At 33.3% G+C, this 17,479-nt stretch carries 14 protein-coding genes; 8 read left to right on the top strand and 6 right to left on the bottom strand.

The window, feature by feature from the left end:
• Positions 1–64: 64 nt before the first annotated feature.
• From ABD859_RS17430 to ABD859_RS17420, 3 genes are all read left to right on the top strand, one after another.
• Complete coding sequence (locus ABD859_RS17430) at positions 65–1,570, top strand: sodium:solute symporter (RefSeq protein WP_345145866.1); 1,506 nt, start codon at positions 65–67, stop codon at positions 1,568–1,570.
• 76 nt (positions 1,571–1,646) lie between these two features.
• On the top strand, positions 1,647–4,643 hold the full coding sequence (locus ABD859_RS17425) for a serine hydrolase domain-containing protein (RefSeq protein ID WP_345145865.1): 2,997 nt from the start codon (positions 1,647–1,649) through the stop codon (positions 4,641–4,643).
• A gap of 160 nt (positions 4,644–4,803) precedes the next feature.
• Complete coding sequence (locus ABD859_RS17420; RefSeq protein WP_345145864.1) at positions 4,804–6,075, top strand: acyltransferase family protein; 1,272 nt, start codon at positions 4,804–4,806, stop codon at positions 6,073–6,075.
• A 236-nt stretch (positions 6,076–6,311) separates the two neighbouring features.
• On the opposite strand, the gene ABD859_RS17415 is transcribed toward ABD859_RS17420, so the two are convergent.
• On the bottom strand, positions 6,312–8,177 hold the full coding sequence (locus tag ABD859_RS17415; protein WP_345145863.1) for a TonB-dependent receptor plug domain-containing protein: 1,866 nt from the start codon (positions 8,175–8,177) through the stop codon (positions 6,312–6,314).
• Positions 8,178–8,243: 66 nt separating this feature from the next.
• Here ABD859_RS17415 and ABD859_RS17410 point away from each other — a divergent pair, with 66 nt between their 5' ends.
• Positions 8,244–9,731 carry an aminotransferase-like domain-containing protein gene (locus tag ABD859_RS17410; RefSeq protein ID WP_345145862.1) on the top strand — a complete coding sequence of 496 codons (1,488 nt, stop codon included), beginning with the start codon at positions 8,244–8,246 and terminating at the stop codon, positions 9,729–9,731.
• A gap of 62 nt (positions 9,732–9,793) precedes the next feature.
• Here ABD859_RS17410 and ABD859_RS17405 read toward each other — a convergent pair whose 3' ends face one another.
• A complete protein-coding gene (locus ABD859_RS17405) occupies positions 9,794–10,996 on the bottom strand; it encodes an MFS transporter (protein ID WP_345145861.1) in 1,203 nt (400 codons plus the stop codon).
• Between the two features lie 62 nt (positions 10,997–11,058).
• Positions 11,059–11,640, bottom strand: coding sequence for a TetR/AcrR family transcriptional regulator (locus tag ABD859_RS17400; RefSeq protein ID WP_345145860.1), 582 nt, complete (start codon positions 11,638–11,640; stop codon positions 11,059–11,061).
• 283 nt (positions 11,641–11,923) lie between these two features.
• Here ABD859_RS17400 and ABD859_RS17395 point away from each other — a divergent pair, with 283 nt between their 5' ends.
• From ABD859_RS17395 to ABD859_RS17385, 3 genes are all read left to right on the top strand, one after another.
• Entirely contained in the window at positions 11,924–12,802 is an 879-nt protein-coding gene (locus tag ABD859_RS17395; RefSeq protein WP_345145859.1) for a helix-turn-helix domain-containing protein, read from the top strand.
• A 74-nt stretch (positions 12,803–12,876) separates the two neighbouring features.
• The gene (locus tag ABD859_RS17390; protein ID WP_345145858.1) at positions 12,877–13,707 is read left to right on the top strand and encodes an SDR family oxidoreductase; all 831 of its coding nucleotides are present in this window, start codon (positions 12,877–12,879) and stop codon (positions 13,705–13,707) included.
• A gap of 4 nt (positions 13,708–13,711) precedes the next feature.
• Positions 13,712–14,098, top strand: coding sequence for a DUF5367 family protein (locus ABD859_RS17385; protein ID WP_345145857.1), 387 nt, complete (start codon positions 13,712–13,714; stop codon positions 14,096–14,098).
• Positions 14,099–14,172: 74 nt separating this feature from the next.
• On the opposite strand, the gene ABD859_RS17380 is transcribed toward ABD859_RS17385, so the two are convergent.
• Positions 14,173–14,505 (bottom strand): hypothetical protein, encoded by a 333-nt coding sequence (locus tag ABD859_RS17380; protein ID WP_345145856.1) that lies wholly within the window; start codon positions 14,503–14,505, stop codon positions 14,173–14,175.
• A gap of 196 nt (positions 14,506–14,701) precedes the next feature.
• Between ABD859_RS17380 and ABD859_RS17375 the strand changes: the two genes are divergently transcribed.
• Complete coding sequence (locus ABD859_RS17375; RefSeq protein WP_345145855.1) at positions 14,702–15,112, top strand: helix-turn-helix domain-containing protein; 411 nt, start codon at positions 14,702–14,704, stop codon at positions 15,110–15,112.
• Positions 15,113–15,402: 290 nt separating this feature from the next.
• Here ABD859_RS17375 and ABD859_RS17370 read toward each other — a convergent pair whose 3' ends face one another.
• A complete protein-coding gene (locus ABD859_RS17370; protein WP_345145854.1) occupies positions 15,403–15,999 on the bottom strand; it encodes a hypothetical protein in 597 nt (198 codons plus the stop codon).
• Positions 16,000–16,011: 12 nt separating this feature from the next.
• Entirely contained in the window at positions 16,012–17,217 is a 1,206-nt protein-coding gene (locus tag ABD859_RS17365; protein WP_345145853.1) for a hypothetical protein, read from the bottom strand.
• Positions 17,218–17,479 lie beyond the last annotated feature (262 nt).

Here is a 17,479-nt window from a genome sequence, read left to right as displayed (position 1 = left end):
ATTAAAAGCAAAACAGCATTTATTTGCATATTTATAAAAAAACCAAAACCACCAAAACTATAAAATGACACCAAGCACCATCCTTCTCCTGATTATTGTTTATTTCGGAACATTGTTCTATATCTCACACCGAGTAAGTAAAAAAGACAGCGGCAACGAAGCCTTTTTTACCGCCAATAAAAATTCAAAATGGTACTTAGTTGCTTTTGGAATGATTGGAACTGCGCTTTCTGGAGTAACATTTATATCAGTTCCCGGAGAAGTAGGCGCACCAAGCGGTGAACAATTCAAATATTTTCAGTTTGTACTGGGCAACGCACTTGGTTTTATCGTGATTACAAAACTATTACTGCCGTTGTATTACAGAATGAACCTGACTTCAATTTACGGTTATATCGAACAGCGAATGGGACTTTACAGCTACAAAACTGCGGCTTCTATTTTCTTAATCAGCAGAACCGTAAGTTCAGCATTCAGACTTTATTTAGTTGTAATTGTATTGCAGCGTTTTGTATTCGATTTTTATCATATTCCGTTTGCTTTCACCGTTTTAATCTCTCTGCTTCTTATTTTCTCTTATACGTACAGAGGCGGATTAAAAACGATTATTATTACCGATACTCTGCAGACATTTTTCCTTGTAACTTCTGTTTTCCTTACCATTTATTTCATCTGCGATCGTATGGATTTAAGTGCCATCGGCGCATTTGAAGAAGTAAAAAACAGTAATTATTCTAAAGTATTCTTTTTTGATGATTTCTTCGGAAGCAAATTCCATTTCGTAAAACAAATATTAGGCGGAATGTTCGTTACCATTGCCATGACAGGACTCGATCAGGATTTAATGCAAAAAAACCTAAGCTGTAAAAACATTGGCGAAGCACAAAAAAACATGTTCACTTTTACAGGAATCTTCGTTGTTATTAATATTTTCTTTTTAAGCGTTGGAGCTCTTCTGTACATTTATGCAAATAAAAACGGAATCGCTATTCCAACCGATTTAATTACAGGTAAACCAAGAACCGATTTACTTTTTCCAGAAATCGCCTTAAATCATTTAGCAGTAGTTCCTGCCATTGTATTTTTACTGGGAATTATTGCAGCTACTTTTGCCACTACAGATTCGGCTTTAACAGCTTTAACAACTTCTTTCTGCGTAGATTTTTTAGGTATGGACAAAAGCGAAAACAGCCGAAAAAATACCGTTAGAACAAGACATTTGGTACACATTAGCTTTTCGGTGTTAATTTTCTTTGTCATTATTATTTTCAATACCATTAACGACAGTTCTGTTGTGGGAATGATTTTTAAAGTTGCTTCATATACTTACGGACCACTTTTAGGATTATACGCTTTTGGATTATTCCAAAAAAACAGACATGTTAATGACAAACTGGTGCCGCTTATGTGCCTTGCTGCTCCTTTCCTAACCTATTTAATTAATGAAAATTCGAAACTGCTATTTTCCGGATACGTTTTCGACAATGAATTAATCGTCCTAAACGGATTAATTACGTATGTAGGATTATTCGTTACAAGTACAAAAAGCCATGAAGAAATACGTTTTTAATTTCCTTTAAAAACAAATAATTACCAATCAATTGAAGGTTAAAATGTAATCTTCAATTGATTCAAAACATATTACTATGAAAGATTACATCATAAAGATCAGCCTTTGCGCTTCATTTTTATTTTTAATCACCAATTGTGCTGTCAAAAAAAACAACACGGTTACAGATTCAAAAAAAGACATTCCGTTACAAGATACTGTTGTTTACGAATCAAAAGATAAAACAACAAAAAAGACTTTCTTTAAAGATTCAGATAAAGAAACAGCTTGGGTAGACAGCATTTACAATAAAATGTCACTTCGCGAAAAAATAGGTCAGCTTTTTATGGTTTCGGCTTATTCAAATAAAGATTCTGTTCATGTAAATCAGATCAAAAAATTAATTGAAGATTATAAAATTGGAAACCTGATCTTTTTTCAGGGCGGACCAGTTCGTCAGGCTAAATTAACCAACTTATATCAGTCAAAAGCAAAGGTGCCTTTAATGATAGGAATCGATGCCGAATGGGGATTAGCCATGCGTTTAGATTCAACATATCGTTATCCGTGGAATATGACTTTGGGTGCTGTTCAGGATTTGGATTTAATTGAAAAAGTGGGAAGAAATATGGCAGCCGAAAACAAACGAATCGGCGTTCATTTTAACTTTGCTCCTGTTTTAGATATTAACACCAATCCTAAAAATCCAATTATTGGAAACCGCTCTTTTGGTGAAGATAAAGTAAATGTTACCGAAAAAGCGATTGCTTTAATGAAAGGCATACAAGGAAACGGCGTTTTCTGTACCGGAAAACACTTTCCCGGACACGGCGACACCTCAACAGATTCTCATCATGCTCTGCCAACCGTTAATTTTTCTAAAGAAAGAATGGAGCAAGTCGAATTGTATCCGTATAAACGAATGTTCGACGAAGGTTTAGCTTCGGTTATGGTGGCACATCTTAATATTCCAAGTTTAGAACAACAGCCAAACTGCCCTTCTTCGGCTTCTTATAATGTTGTTACCAATCTGCTTCAAAAAGAATTAGGTTTTGAAGGTTTAATTTTTACCGATGGATTAGCCATGAAAGGCGCTGCCAATTTTAAAGGTCCTGGAGATCTTGAAATCGCTGTGCTTCTTGCCGGAAACGATATTTTACTCTGTCCTGACAATGTTCCCGTTGCTGTAGAAAAATTAGAAGCTGCTTACAACGGCAGTATCATTACAGAAGAACGTTTAGCACATTCTGTTAAAAAAATTCTGCATTACAAATACAAAATAGGATTAAATCATTACAAACCAATCGATATCCCGAATCTATACAATGATTTAAATCCGTCTGAAAATGATGCTTTACATTATAAATTATATGAAAATGCCATTACCGTTTTAAAAAATGAAAAGGAAATTCTGCCTATAAAAGATTTAAACGAGAAAATTGCATACGTAAAATTGGGCGATGACACGAACAGCACTTTTGTTTCTACATTAAAAAAATATACCGAAATAACAGAAGTTAAAGACACCAATCTTGACAGTCTGAATCGTGAATTAAAAAAGTTTGATAAAGTAATTATTAGTTTTCATAAAGTAAATAAACCGTGGGAAAAACAAGAATTTACGCTGACAGAACTGCTTTGGCTGAAAGAAATTGCAAAACACAATGATGTTATTTTAGATGTTTTTGCAAAACCGTATTCTTTATTATCGATTAGTGATTTTGATAACATCGAAGGTTTAGTAGTTTCGTACCAAAATTCAGATATTAGTCAGGTTGTTTCGGCAGAAATGCTGTTTGGAGCCGTTGCTGCAAAAGGAAAACTTCCTGTTTCTATTAATAATGCTTTTCATGTAAATGACGGTTTAACGACACAAAAACTCAACCGACTCGCTTTTACAGCTCCCGAAAATGTCAGCATGAATCCTGCTGTTTTATCTAAAATTGATGCCGTTGCCCAAAAAGCAATTGATGGAAAAATGGCTCCGGGAATGCAGGTTTTAGTAGCCAGAAAAGGAAATGTTATTTTTCAGAAATCATATGGTTCTCAAACTTATGATAACGGAAAAAAAGTAAATAATACCGATTTATACGACGTTGCTTCAATCTCAAAAATGATTTCGACACTGCCAAATGTGATGCAGTTGTATGATAAAAATAAAGTTACGCTGGATACGAAGTTAAAAGATATGCTTCCGTTTTTTGCTAAAACCAACAAAGAAAATATCATTTTTAAAGATCTGCTAAATCATTACGCAGGACTTCAGGCATGGATTCCGTTTTACAAAGCAACTTTAGACAGTAACAATCAGCCTTCTGAAAAATATTATAGAAAAATCGCAGGTCCTGACTTTACGACCAAAGTAGCCGAAAATCTTTACATTCGAAATGATTATCACGACACGATTATGAAAATCATTGCAGACAGTCCTGTTTCTCTTAAAAAAGAATACAAATACAGCGATTTTACATTTATCATTCTGAAAGAATATCTGGAAAGAAAAACGCATAAAAAGCTTGAAGATTTAAGTAAAGAGAATTTCTACACAACATTAGGAATGACCAATACACTTTATAATCCGTTAGATAAATTCGACAAAAGCAATATTGCTCCTACAGAAATTGATAATTATTTTAGACATCAGGTTATTCAGGGTTATGTACACGACATGGCAGCTGCAATGGAAGGCGGAGTCGCTGGTCATGCCGGAATTTTTTCGAACGCTATGGATGTTGCCAAAATGATGCAGCTGTTTTTACAAAAAGGAAATTACGGCGGTATTCAGTATTTTTCTCCGCAGACTTTTGATGCTTTTAATACCTGTTATTACAAAAATCAAGGCGTTTTAAGAGGTTTAGGATTTGACAAAAGAGTTCATAAAGGCGGCCCAACCTGCGGCTGTGTTTCAGAATCTAGTTTTGGACATACCGGTTTTACAGGAAATATGGCATGGGCAGATCCGGAAACCGAAATCGTATATGTTTTTCTATCCAACAGAACTTATCCGGAAGTTGTAAATGATGAAAATAAATTAGCCAAAGGAAAAATCAGAGAAGAAATTCAGCAGATAATTCAGGATGCAATTATAAAATAATCAAAAGCAAAAGAATCTTTCTTCTTGCTTCTTAAATCTTTTCAGCATCTAGCATCTTTCATCTAACATCTTTCATCTAACATCTTTCATCTAACATCTTTCATCTTCTAACATCTAACATCTTACCAAAAAAATCTAACATCTAAAAAAAACAAAACTAATGACAAAAGAACGTTTAACCTCACTCGATGTATTTAGGGGATTTACCATCTTCCTGATGACAATTGTCAACAATCCCGGAAGCTGGTCTTCAATTTATCCGCCTTTAGAACACGCAGAATGGCACGGCTGTACACCAACCGATTTAGTTTTTCCGTTTTTCGTTTTCATAATGGGAACTGCAATTCCGTTTGCGATGCCTGTAAAACATTTTGACGGAAGCGTTTTCAATAAAATCTTAGTTCGTTCGCTTCGAATTTTCTGTTTAGGATTATTTTTAAGCGTTTTCAGCAGGATTCATTTATTTGGTTTAGAAGGAATTCCATTATTAGCATTACGATTAATAATAGCTTTTGCCGTGGCTTATGCCTTATTAGGAAACTTCACGATGAAAGTAAAAACCATTCTGGCAGTGGGAATCTTTTTAATACTGATTTCCTTGTCATTCAGCGGTCTTGAACATTTTGAAGATACCAGAATACCGGGCGTTTTACAGCGAATTGCAATCGTTTATTTCTTCACTTCTATTTTGTATTTAAAAACGAATTTAAAAACACAGCTTTTAGTTTTAGCAGGTCTTTTAATAGGTTACTGGCTTGTAATGGCTTTTGTTCCCGTTCCCGGATTTGGTCCTGCCAATTTTGATAAAGGAACTAATCTTGCGGCATGGCTGGACAATGTCGTTTTAGAAGGACATTTATGGAGCGTTTCTAAAACCTGGGATCCGGAAGGAATCCTGAGTACTTTACCGGCAATTGGAACCGGAATTTTAGGAATGTATATTGGTCAGCTTTTAAACTTATCTGTAGAAAAAATTCAAATTGTAAAAAAAACAGCCATTACAGGAATTGCTTTATTAATTGGCGGTTTACTTTGGAACATCATTTTCCCTATCAATAAATCACTTTGGACAAGTTCTTATGTTTTATACACTGCGGGAATTGCAACAATTTCATTAACGCTTTTATATTTTATAATTGATGTGAAAGGTTATAAAAAATGGACTAAATTATTTTTAATCTGGGGAGTAAACCCAATGATTGTGTTTTTCTTTTCGGGAATAATTCCGAGAGTTTTAAGTTCGATAAAAGTCGCTGATCCTGAAGCTCCCGGAGAAGAAATCGGTCTTCAGGCTTATATCTATAATCACGGTATTGTGCCTTGTTTTGAAAATCCGTTGAATGCATCATTAGCTTATGCTCTTTCGTACGCCGTTTTCTGGTCATTCATATTATGGATTTTCTACAAAAAGAAATTGATTTTTAAAGTTTAAGTGTTTTTTGTTTTGCCGCGATCTGAGTTTTCTGATCGTGGTTATTTTTTTTAGCCGCGAATTACACGAATTAAAGATGTATATCGTAGAGACGCACAGCAGTGCGTCTACACAACGTTAATCCATTTGTTTTGAATATTAAAATTCGTGAAAATTCGTGTAATTCGCAGCCAATAAAAAAAGGGAAGACATTAAAAAAACGTCTTCCCCTTTATAATCAAATCAACCTATATAATTTAAAAACTAACAAATTTTACACCTGCGCTAAACCATCTAGCCGGCAGAGGAAAAGCTCCCACTTCAAAATAAGTCGTATTAAAGATATTTTGAGCATCTATAAAAAATGTAAATTTCTTAACAGACTGGCTTACTCTAAAATCATTTATCCAATACGAAGCTCCGGTAACTCTTTCGTTAAAACGAGAAGCAAACAAAATTGAAAAATCTTTATACTGATAATCAATCGTATTTGTAATTTGATGTTTTAAAGAAGAAATCAAATATTTAGAAAACGGTTCAGAACGAGTGTCTTTAAATTTAGAATCTAAATACGAATAACCCAAAGTAAAGTTCAGTCTGGAATCTGCAGAAAAATCAAATCTGTAATTCCCTCTCATATTGATTCCGTTTGTAATTAAATCTCCGTAATTCTGGCTCTGCCACGGCACAGCAGTTGTCATACGGGTCCAGTCGATATAATTGCTGATTTCTCTGTAGAAATAATTCACATTCACATTCAACGATTTTCTGTTGAATTTGAATCCAATTTCACTTTGAAAAGCATTTTCAGAATCCAGATCTGGATTTCCAATATTTCCCGGACGCTGATTTAAATATAAATCTGTAAAAGAAGGAATTCTTTGGCTTGTGCCAATGTTTCCAATAATTTTAAACTGATCTGTAATTTCATAACTAGCATCAATTCCCGGATAAATCTGCCATTTATAATCTGAATTATAATTCAAATACGTTCCCAGATTTACATTTAATTTTTCAAATAAATACGTTCTGTATTCTGCATAAAGTCCCACATTTTCTCGGTCATGATCGCCAATATTTGAAGAATGAATATCTTCATTTCTAAATTCGGCACCAAAACCAATTTCGCCGTTTTCTGTTTTAATAGACGAGTTTAATTCTGCAGCGATAGAATTGGTATAATGCTGGCTTCTTCCCACATTCAGATTTCCGTTTCCTAAATAACGGTAATCGTCATAATTGTATCGGTATGTTACTCTTGGCATTATTTTCCATCTGTCTGTAATCGAGTGTTTCGACTGAATATTCGCAAACGTCGTCTGCACGATTTCAGTAGAGTTTCTGTCGCCCGGCGCTGCGTAAAATCCGTTAGCTCCAAACCCGTTTTTTACATAACCAAATGTTCCCGAAATTTCGTTAAAATCATTAATCTGAACATTTGCCTGATACAATAATTTATTGTTTTCAAATCCTGTATTGTAACGATATCCGTTACTTTTATCATGCGATGCAAAAATAGAATGCTGCTGTTTTTCTTTTCCTAAAACCGCTCCTGCCTGAATACCGCCTCCGTAAAAAGTATCTCCGGTATCCTGAGTATCTTTTTCGAAATTAGAACCGGCATATGTGCTTACCATAAAACCAGAATCGGTTGGTTTTTTAGTAATAATATTAATCGCTCCGGTTAAACTGTTAATTCCAAAAATTCTGGCAGCCGGACCACGCAAAATCTCAATTCTTTCAATTACTTCTACCGGAAGAGGCAGATTCAGCATATTGTGAGCCGTTTGCGAATCGATAATTTTGGCTCCGTTTAATAAAACTACGGTTTGTTCAAAACTTCCTCCGTCAATACTTACATCGGCCTGACCGCCAAACGGACCTCTTTGTCTTATGTCAACTCCGTTAGCATATTGCAAGACTTCCTGAAGCGTTTTTCCGGGTAATTTCTTTATGGTTTCGCTGTTAATAACGTATACATTTCTGTTTTGTTTAGAAATAGGTGTGCTTAATCGGTTTTCGTTAATAATTACCTCATCAATTTCTATGATAGAATCCCTCTTGGTCTGGGCATAAAAATTGGTGCAGATTAATGCAAATACTGCATAATAGATTTTTTTCATTTTGGCTTAAAATTTTTGCAAAAGTAGTATCTTGCCGTACTAATAAAGTATACCAGTTTTGTAATTATGAGTAGTCCGGTTGAAATTCCTTTTAAAAGCTTTATTCAGCTTAAGCCAGAAGAAAACACAGCAATCTATTTACAGATCGTTTTTGAATTTATAAAAGCGATACAAACCGGATTTCTTCCAGAGGGAACAAAACTTCCCGGAACGCGCATATTGTGCAGGTTACTTTCGGTAAACCGAAATACTTTAATCAAAGCTTTTCAGGATTTGGAATCACAGGGCTGGATTGAAACTCTGCCTAATAAAGGAACTTTTATACTTTCGCAGCACAAACAAAAAAACAAAGAAGAATTTATTGCTGTTCCTAACCAAAATGAATCTAAAAACAATATTGGATTTAATTTTAAACGTTCTGCAATTCTTGAAAATCCAACCGAAACCAGCAGTCTTCCATATCAGTTTAATGACGGAATGCCGGATTTAAGACTTGTTCAAAATGAAATTTTAGCACGGTTGTATGTTTCAAAATTAAAAAGACAGAAAACTTCAAAAACATACGAACAAATCCAGATACAATCGCATTTAAACTTTAAATCTCATTTTTCAAATTATTTGAATCTTACGCGCGGTCTGCGTATTTCAACTTCAAATTTACTTACTACCAGCAGTCATGAAATTAGTTTGTATGTCGTTACAAAAGCGCTTATTTCTCCGGGCGATAAAGTTGTAGTGGCATCTCCGGGATATTATATTTCAAATATGACGATTACAAACACCGGAGCTCAGATCATTACAATTCCTGTCGATCAGGACGGAATTGACACCAGCAGATTAAAAGAGATTTGTAAAGAAAATCAAATCAGGGTTTTATATCTTACTTCTAATTACCACTATCCTACCACAATTTCATTAAGTGCCAAACGGCGAATGGAAGTTCTGGAACTAGCCAGTCAATACGGATTTGTAATTCTGGAAGATGATTACGATTTTGATTTTCATTACGATAATAATCCCATTCTGCCATTAGCTGCTTTCGATTCAAATCAGAAAGTGGTTTATGTGGGATCGTTTGGGAAATCGCTTCCATCCGGATTTAGTTATGGTTTTGTTGCTGCCCCGTCTGATTTTATTGCCGAATTAGAAAAGCATCAAAACATTTTAGAACCCGGAATTGATGTTATTAAAGAACAGGTTTTATCTGAATGGATTAATGAAGGCGAAGTGCACCGGCTTTCGAAAAAAAACAAAAAAGTTTATAAAGAGCGCCGTGATTATTTTGTTTCATTGTTGAATGAAAAACTAAATTCTAAAATAAAATTTAAAGTTCCGGTGCGTGGCTTAGCCGTTTGGATTGAGTGGATTGATAAATTTAATTTAATAACACTTCAAAAAGAATGCGCTGCAAACGGTTTATTTCTGCCAAAAACTGTTTTATATCAAACAAAAGATCTCACCGCAACACGATTAGGTTTTGGACATTTGGAAAAAGAAGAAATGGAAAAAGCGGTTTCGATTTTATGCCAGTCGATTGAAGCGATTTCTGTTTAATAATTCCATTTCCAATTAAATCGCAGAGACACATCCCAGTGCATCTCTCCGATTTGTTTTATTTATAACGAAACCGCGTTTTTAACTCTATATTTATTAAATACAATAAAAACAATTCCAACAATTACGATCAGAGAGATATTAGCCAATCCTAATAAAAACTGACTTTTAACAGCATATAAATTCACAAAACTATAACTGAAAAGAGCACTGACCATATAAGCCCCTCCGCCGGTTAAACCGCTGGCAACTCCGGCATTTTTTGAAAATCGGCTTAAACAGTATCCAAGAACAATATTGTAAATAAAACCGCCGCAGATATTTAATCCCATCGTAAAAGCGACTAATGTGTAAATATTACTTTCAAAAAAAGATGTAGAAATCATCAGCAAAGCCAAAATCAGCTGGATAGTAATGGCTGTTCCGACTTTTACTGCCAAAGGTTTTTTAAGAAGATTTTTAGCTGTAATACCGCCAATCATAACTGATAATCCAGATAATAAAGCACTGTAACCCGTTGTAATTGCCGAATAACCAAAAATACGTTCTATTATAAACGGACTCGATAAATTGAACATTAAAACAATCGCAAAGGTGATTCCGAGTATCACAAATCCTAAAGTAAAATCAGCAGATTTCAGCATATTAGAATAGGTTTCTGAAATAGATTTTAATTTAAACGGATGAAATTCTTTAATCGTTTCTCCGCTGTAACGAAGTTCTAAAAGCAAAATAAAGAATGATAATAATCCGAGGAAATAAAAATTGGATTTCCAGCCAAAACTATGTTCCAGATAACCGCCCAAAAATGGCGCAATAATAGGTGCACATGCCCAAATTATAGAAAACAGACTTATGTAACTTTTTAATTTTTCGCCTTTAAACAAATCCACAAAATAAGCTCGTTTTGCAATTACAATAAAAGCAATGGCAATTCCCTGAATAATGCGCATAGCATATATTACATAAATATCCGGAACCAGTGCGATAACAAAACTCGCCGCCGAAAATACCGCAAGTGAAGCAATATTAATTTTGAATCGCCCAAAACTGTCTAAAATACTGCCTATAAAAATCTGGCTTACGCCGAGACTAAACATAAAAAATACTAACGTAAGCTGAACTGCCGACGCCGAAACGTTTAAATCTTTTGTCATTGCCGGAAGCGACGGCAGATAAATATCTGTCGCAAAACCAGATAATGGAATTAAGGCCAAAGCCAATATGGTGCTGAATCCTTTATGATCCTCTTTTAAATTTCTCATTCTTATTAAATTAATTAGTACAAAATAGACCGTTCGGTCTAAAATATTTTAAAAAAAATATGTCAGATAACATATCTTTCAAATTCATTTTTAATGTTTTCTAAAACAATTTTCATCTGATGGTTATTATCAAAAACTTTCCGGCATAAAATAGCGCCTTCAATCATTGTAAAAGCATGTATGCTAAACTTTTCCGGATTAATTTCTGCGGTTAATTCTTTTTTTTCAATTCCAAATGCCGCTATATCTGAAAATCTTTTTTGTGCAGATAAAATAGCATTTCTTACCTGTTCTTTTATAAATGGATTGGTATCGTCTGCTTCAACTCCGAAATTTAAAATCGGACAGCCGTCAGACATATTATTTTGGTTATCATAAACTGCTAAAAGGTTAAAAAGCTTTTCTTTTGCTGTTTTACCCTGCAAAACGGCATTGTTTAGTTTATCTGCCAATTGCGATCTTAAATACAAAAACGATTCTTTGCAGATTTCTTCTTTGCTTTCAAAGTTTCCATAAATACCGCCTTTAGCCAGTTTGGTAGCTTCCATAATATCAGAAAGTGATGTTCCCGCCATTCCTTTTTTATTAATTATTGGAGCCGACTTTTCGATTATAAATTGTTTCGTACGTTCTGCTTTGCTCATGATCATTTCAATTTGAAGATGCAAATATAGACCGATCGGTTTATTTTTACAAGTGTTTTTAATTTTATTTTCGTAACACATTATAAATAAATAACATATAACATTATTTATTCTAAAATTTAAAATCTGTTTGATATGCTGGAGGCAGACGCACTGCGGTGCGTCTCTACGATTTTCCTTGTCGCTAATTTATCTTTTAATGATAAATTGTTTTCTCTGTAAATGGCTATTAAAAAATAATCGGTAACTTTTCAGACGTTTTACTCTAACCTCAACCTCAATTATGACAACTGATATTCTCGAATTACATGATTGTATTGTTTTAATCGAGCATTCGAATACCACAAAAACAATAGTCCAGAAATGTGAAATTGACGGCGATGCGCTGGGTTTTGCGTTTTATGGTTCGGGAAATGTCGAGTTAGAAATTAAACACAACGATCAGACAAAATATCTGGTAAACACAGCGGGGTTGGCAATTTGTTTTTTTGGAAATCAAAAAGTCGAATTCTCTCATAAAATTGAACCTGATAAACCTTTACAATCCATCAGCATTTTTACGAAACTAAAAAATCTCAATTCGCTGCCACAAGCCGAAAAAGAGATTTTCGAAAATCATTTACCTCAGTTATTAAATCCAAAAGAGCATTTTGTAAAAGGTCCTTCTTTTTATATGACGCTCGAAATGCAGCTGGCAGTTCAAAAAATTTTTAATACGACTTATACAGGAAATACACGTGAGTTGTTTTTAAAAAGTCAGATCAACGAACTTTTGGCGCATTTTTACGCACTTTTAGCATCTGAAAAAAAATCTGATTTATCTGAAACTGATAAAGACAAACTTTTTCAGGCAAAAGAAATCGTAACCATTAACTACTCTACACCGCCTTCTATAACGCAGTTATCGCAAATGGTTGGACTTAACAGCAATAAACTGAAAAAGAATTTCAAGGAACTTTTCGGGATTCCGGTTTTTAAATATGTTCAGGAAGAACGACTGAATAAAGCATATGAATTACTCCGCGAAAGCGAAAAAACAGTTCAGGAATCGGCTTGGGAAGTTGGCTATGAAAGTTTGAGTTCGTTTTCGAATGCTTTTCATAAAAAATTCGGAATGCGTCCAAATGATGTCAAACAGCAGTTCTTTTCAAACAAATCATAATTCTTTTGCGACAAATGATTGTCTTGTAATCTAAACAACTTTGTATCAATAATCATCATTAAAAAACTATTGATATGAAAAAGAAAATTTTAATTCTGGGTTCTAACGGAAAAACCGGACGCAGAGTAGTAACAAGATTAGAAAACAATCCGGAAGTTGAAGTTCGTTTGGGTTCGCGAAATGAAAAAATTCCGTTTGACTGGGAAAATTCAGAAACCTGGCCAAATGTTTTAAAAGATATTGATACGGTTTACATTACTTTTCAGCCTGATCTTGCTGTTCCGTTTGCGGCAGAAATCATAGAAAATTTTACCCGGCTTGCTGCAAGATCTAATGTTCAAAAAATAGTATTACTTTCCGGAAGAGGCGAAAAAGAAGCTCAGGTGTGCGAAGAAATCGTAAAGAAAAATGCCAAAAACTGGACTATTGTGCGTGCCAGCTGGTTTAACCAAAATTTCAGCGAAAGCTTTTTTCTTGATCCTATTCTTTATGGAGTTGTGGCACTCCCAAGAGCCGAAGCACTTGAACCTTTTACAGATGCAGATGATATTGCCGATGTGGTAACTGAAGCACTTTTAAACGATAATCATAACGGAAAAACTTATGAATTAACCGGACCAAGATTATTAACTTTTAAAGATGCTGTAAACGAAATTGCCAGCGCCAGCGGCAGAAATATTAGTTTTCAGGGTTTGAGTTTAGAGGAATATACGCAGATGCTTAAAGAATATCAAATTCCGGACGATCATATCTGGCTTATAAACTATTTGTTTGAGCAGGTTTTAGACGGAAGAAACTCAAATATTACTTCGGACATTGAAAAAGTTTTGGGCAGAAAAGCGAAAGATTTCAGCACTTACGCAGAAGAAACTGCTAAAACCGGAATCTGGAATCCTGAAAACTAAAGCTATGAAATACATCAGGGCGATTTTTTCGGGTATCTTGGTTTGGGTTGCTGTTAGTATTTCTTTTTACCTTTTAGAACAAATTCTATTTGTAAAAAATGCTTTTTTCTGGCAGTCGTTTATGGTCACAATCTGGATTGTATTTTTTGCCATTGGCGCCGCAAAATTCTACTATCTCAAAAATTATAAAATGAGCGGCTTGAAGCTCGGCATTATAATGTCAGTTACCGCTTTGTTTCTTGACGTTATTATTACGGTTCCTTTTGTAGAAATTCCTAATGGAAGAAGTTACGAAAGCTTTTTCACTAGTCCAATTTTATGGATTTTAGCTTTCTTAAATGCTTTTTCTGTTTTTATCTGGAAAAAATATGAAAACAAAAGCGGGGTCTAATTTTACATCATATCGTTTGAAAATTAAAAATGGAAGGATCACATTTATATCTTTCCATTTTTTTTAGCCGTTTTTTAATTCCCTTTTTCTTTAAGAAACATTGTATCGATTTCATCCAAAAATTCAAACTCATCGATAGGAAAAAGCTGATGCACTACTTCTAAAATTAATGACAAATTAATTGCTGATGTTATATTGGTTTCTGAAATTTTATATACATCATGATCTAAGCCTAAAATGCATAGTTTTAGCATGTCGTTAATAACGCATCCAAGTTCATAATAACTGGAAAACTTAATTTGTGCTATGTAATTTTCATCTTTTTTATTGGCTGATTTTATAGTATTGAAATAACAACACATTAATTTTCTAAATTTCTCCTCATTTTCTATTTCATTTTTTTCCATAAATATGTCCCTTGATTTTATTTTTAAAAAGTTATTTTTTTTAGCAATTCAATACATAAGAAAAATCGTATTTTTACCTCTCGCAATTAACTAACAGATTTTGTAGTAACCAACAAATGATAATTGTTTATCACAAAGTATTTTTGTTTTTTACAATGATCAAAAAAATGTAATAATTTTTAAATATCTTTGAGTTATGACTACAACAGCAAAACCAAAACATATTGGCAGAAACATAAGCCGAATCAGAGAGCTTAGAGGTATGAAACAGGAAGCGCTAGCTTTTGCAATTGGTGTTACCCAGCAAACCGTATCGAATATTGAAGGAAGCGAAAGCATTGAAGAAGAAAAATTAAATGCGATTGCAGAGGTTTTAGGTGTTTCAGCAGAAGCATTAAAAAATTATAGTGACGAAGCTGTATTTAATATTATTGGAAATACTGTTAATAATCATGATAACGCAGCTCTTTTTCAATATCAACCAACTTTCAACCCCTTTGATAAATTAATCGAATCTTATGACGAGAACAAAAAACTTTATGAGCGTTTAGTTCAATCTGAGAAAGATAAAATTGAATATTTGGAAAAACTATTGAAAGAGAAATAGGATTTAATCGATTAACTAAAACATAAAAGAGGCCTTCAGGCCTCTTTTTAATTGATATTTATGGTGTTTCAATAAATGATTTTGGTTAACTATTCTATTTCGCCTTCCGTTTTCTTAATTGAAGAAATCTAAATAAAAAAATTAAACTTCCAAATATTAAAAACAGTAAAGCAAAATAAAAATAACTTATGATGTAATAAGTATCGTAAAGGTTAATTGTAAAAAAATATTGAACAAAGTAAAAATAGATGAGCAATACAATACTGATTGCAAAAAAAAACAAAAAGTTTCTAGTTAGTATTTTCATATATATTTTGATTATTAAAAAAAGCATTATACATTTTAAATTGACCTAGAGAAATGCCTTGAAAGCCAATATCCTTTATAATGGTATGCATTACCGTTTCCGGGAATTTTTGATAAGAGAGTTTTTCCTCTACAATTTTCTCAATATCTAATATTAAATCTTCTCTGTTTCTACTATCCAAATTTTGGGACTCTAACTCTATAATCTTCTCTTTTGTAAACCATGGTTCAGCGTGGTGCCATCCTCTTCTAATTACATAATATGGTAATAAAAAACTAAGATGCAAAGTAATTGAAAGCAATTCACCGTTTTCAAAAACATTCAAAAAGAATGTAAAACATCTATCTTCACAGCCATCTAATGTCGAAAAATCTTGAAATTCTTTAAGAATTATATCATTCTCAAATTCTTTTTTAATATTTTCTCGAATTTTGAGATTTTCTTCGGAATCAAAAGAATTAATAATTTTTTTTAATCTTTTATATTCTATTGTTTCCAAATATTTATCTCTTTCATCCCATGGACATACATTCTTCGGATAAAATACATATGCAAAATTTGCTAAAACTTCATATATCATAATCTATATAATTTAATCACAGTTACCAGAACTCAATAAATTTGTTTTGTATTGTGTAGCAGGAATATTTGAGGTTGAATTAAAATTTACCTTTCCTCCATTCGTATACTCTTGATATTCCTTTATTAATTTATCTTGAAAATACAATCGAACTGTTAATTCACTTGTTTCAGTTTTTCCAAATTTAGCCACTGTTTCATCCATTGCTAATTGAAGGATTCTTGCAGAAACTGTAGCAGCAACTCCACTCGTTATAACACCATTTCCTTTGTTGTAATTTATTGGCATCCCAAAACTTGTTGCCTGAGGAAATGAGATCACTTGTGTTATTTGAATATGATTTGGCGGAGTTAACAAAACAATTTTAAAATTAATATTTTTAACTGCAGCTTCTTGCCAATTAGCTCCTTTTTTTGATGTAAAATTAAAGCTCTCACAACTAGGAGGTGTAATTTCAATATTTGACTCCCCACTTCCACTACTAGCTCCAGTTCCATGATTTGTGTATCCGCCTGGACTAGTGTCACCTGTATAACCACTACCGCCGTTATTGTATATTACAACATATCCTGATGGATTTTGACAGTTGTTGTTTATAACAACTTCTTTTAATTCTGTTCCTGTATCACCACTGCCATCTGTGTCACATTCTATTCCGGCAGGGCAATTAGCCTTATTAGAAGGAGCTTTACTAGTTATTGCTTTGTTTTTAGAATATACTTTAATACTACCGTTTTGCGCAACTGTACCATTCTCAAACAAAGCGGCTTTTACAAAGCCTTTTTTTAAATCCCAAGCGGTTATATAGCCATTAAAAATGCCACTATCGATTAAGGAACTGTTTGGATCTGTATTTTTGCTGTCAGGGTATATTTCAAACAACAGTGCTTCATAATTATTTTCACTTAGCTTATAAATATACAGATTTTGTTTCCAAGTTTCTATTGGGTCTTTTTTGATTTCGTTAATGGGAACTATGATTGTTTTTGTCCCATCTTCTGAATTTGTAATTGCTGCATTATTCCAGTCGTAGTCTAAATTTTGAAATAATTCATAATTACTGCCTTCTGCTTCATAATTTTTAAACCATTCTTTAGCAAACAAAAGTGTTTTATCATTTGTTTGTCCTACATCATCGTCTTTCTGGCACTTTGTGCAAGTAGCTAAAATCATAAAAACGACAATTAATTTTGCTGCATTCTTAAACTTTTTTCTCATATTTTGGCTTTTAAATCAATAGTTTCTAAAACTATTGCGGTTTATATATTTACAAGTTTAATAATAAAAAATAAGAAAAAAGCTATATTATGTAAATATTTTTAAAAATAAATGTAAATTTTGTATTACAAATGAGACAAGAAGTATGTAATGTGTTATATTGTTTCTAGAATTGGTAAAAATTGAAAATGGATGTATGACACTCAAAATTATTATCCTTAATTCCATAAAAAAACTCCTGCTTAGTGGAACAGGAGTTTTT

Origin of the sequence: Flavobacterium ginsengiterrae (assembly GCF_039539785.1) — a bacterium.
GTDB classification, from domain to species: Bacteria; Bacteroidota; Bacteroidia; order Flavobacteriales; family Flavobacteriaceae; genus Flavobacterium; species Flavobacterium ginsengiterrae.
The sequence above is the reverse complement of the archived record's forward strand: the minus strand, read 5'-3'. Positions and strand labels throughout refer to the sequence as shown.

What these genes read in the sequence shown, in the direction of transcription:
- ABD859_RS17385 (WP_345145857.1), top strand. Translation starts at nt 13,712, where the DNA reads ATGAAATACATCAGGGCGATTTTTTCGGGTATCTTGGTTTGGGTTGCT.
- ABD859_RS17390 (WP_345145858.1), top strand. Translation starts at nt 12,877, where the DNA reads ATGAAAAAGAAAATTTTAATTCTGGGTTCTAACGGAAAAACCGGACGC.
- ABD859_RS17365 (WP_345145853.1), bottom strand. Translation starts at nt 17,217, where the DNA reads ATGAGAAAAAAGTTTAAGAATGCAGCAAAATTAATTGTCGTTTTTATG.
- ABD859_RS17375 (WP_345145855.1), top strand. Translation starts at nt 14,702, where the DNA reads ATGACTACAACAGCAAAACCAAAACATATTGGCAGAAACATAAGCCGA.
- ABD859_RS17415 (WP_345145863.1), bottom strand. Translation starts at nt 8,177, where the DNA reads ATGAAAAAAATCTATTATGCAGTATTTGCATTAATCTGCACCAATTTT.
- ABD859_RS17425 (WP_345145865.1), top strand. Translation starts at nt 1,647, where the DNA reads ATGAAAGATTACATCATAAAGATCAGCCTTTGCGCTTCATTTTTATTT.
- ABD859_RS17395 (WP_345145859.1), top strand. Translation starts at nt 11,924, where the DNA reads ATGACAACTGATATTCTCGAATTACATGATTGTATTGTTTTAATCGAG.
- ABD859_RS17420 (WP_345145864.1), top strand. Translation starts at nt 4,804, where the DNA reads ATGACAAAAGAACGTTTAACCTCACTCGATGTATTTAGGGGATTTACC.
- ABD859_RS17405 (WP_345145861.1), bottom strand. Translation starts at nt 10,996, where the DNA reads ATGAGAAATTTAAAAGAGGATCATAAAGGATTCAGCACCATATTGGCT.
- ABD859_RS17370 (WP_345145854.1), bottom strand. Translation starts at nt 15,999, where the DNA reads ATGATATATGAAGTTTTAGCAAATTTTGCATATGTATTTTATCCGAAG.
- ABD859_RS17400 (WP_345145860.1), bottom strand. Translation starts at nt 11,640, where the DNA reads ATGAGCAAAGCAGAACGTACGAAACAATTTATAATCGAAAAGTCGGCT.
- ABD859_RS17430 (WP_345145866.1), top strand. Translation starts at nt 65, where the DNA reads ATGACACCAAGCACCATCCTTCTCCTGATTATTGTTTATTTCGGAACA.
- ABD859_RS17410 (WP_345145862.1), top strand. Translation starts at nt 8,244, where the DNA reads ATGAGTAGTCCGGTTGAAATTCCTTTTAAAAGCTTTATTCAGCTTAAG.
- ABD859_RS17380 (WP_345145856.1), bottom strand. Translation starts at nt 14,505, where the DNA reads ATGGAAAAAAATGAAATAGAAAATGAGGAGAAATTTAGAAAATTAATG.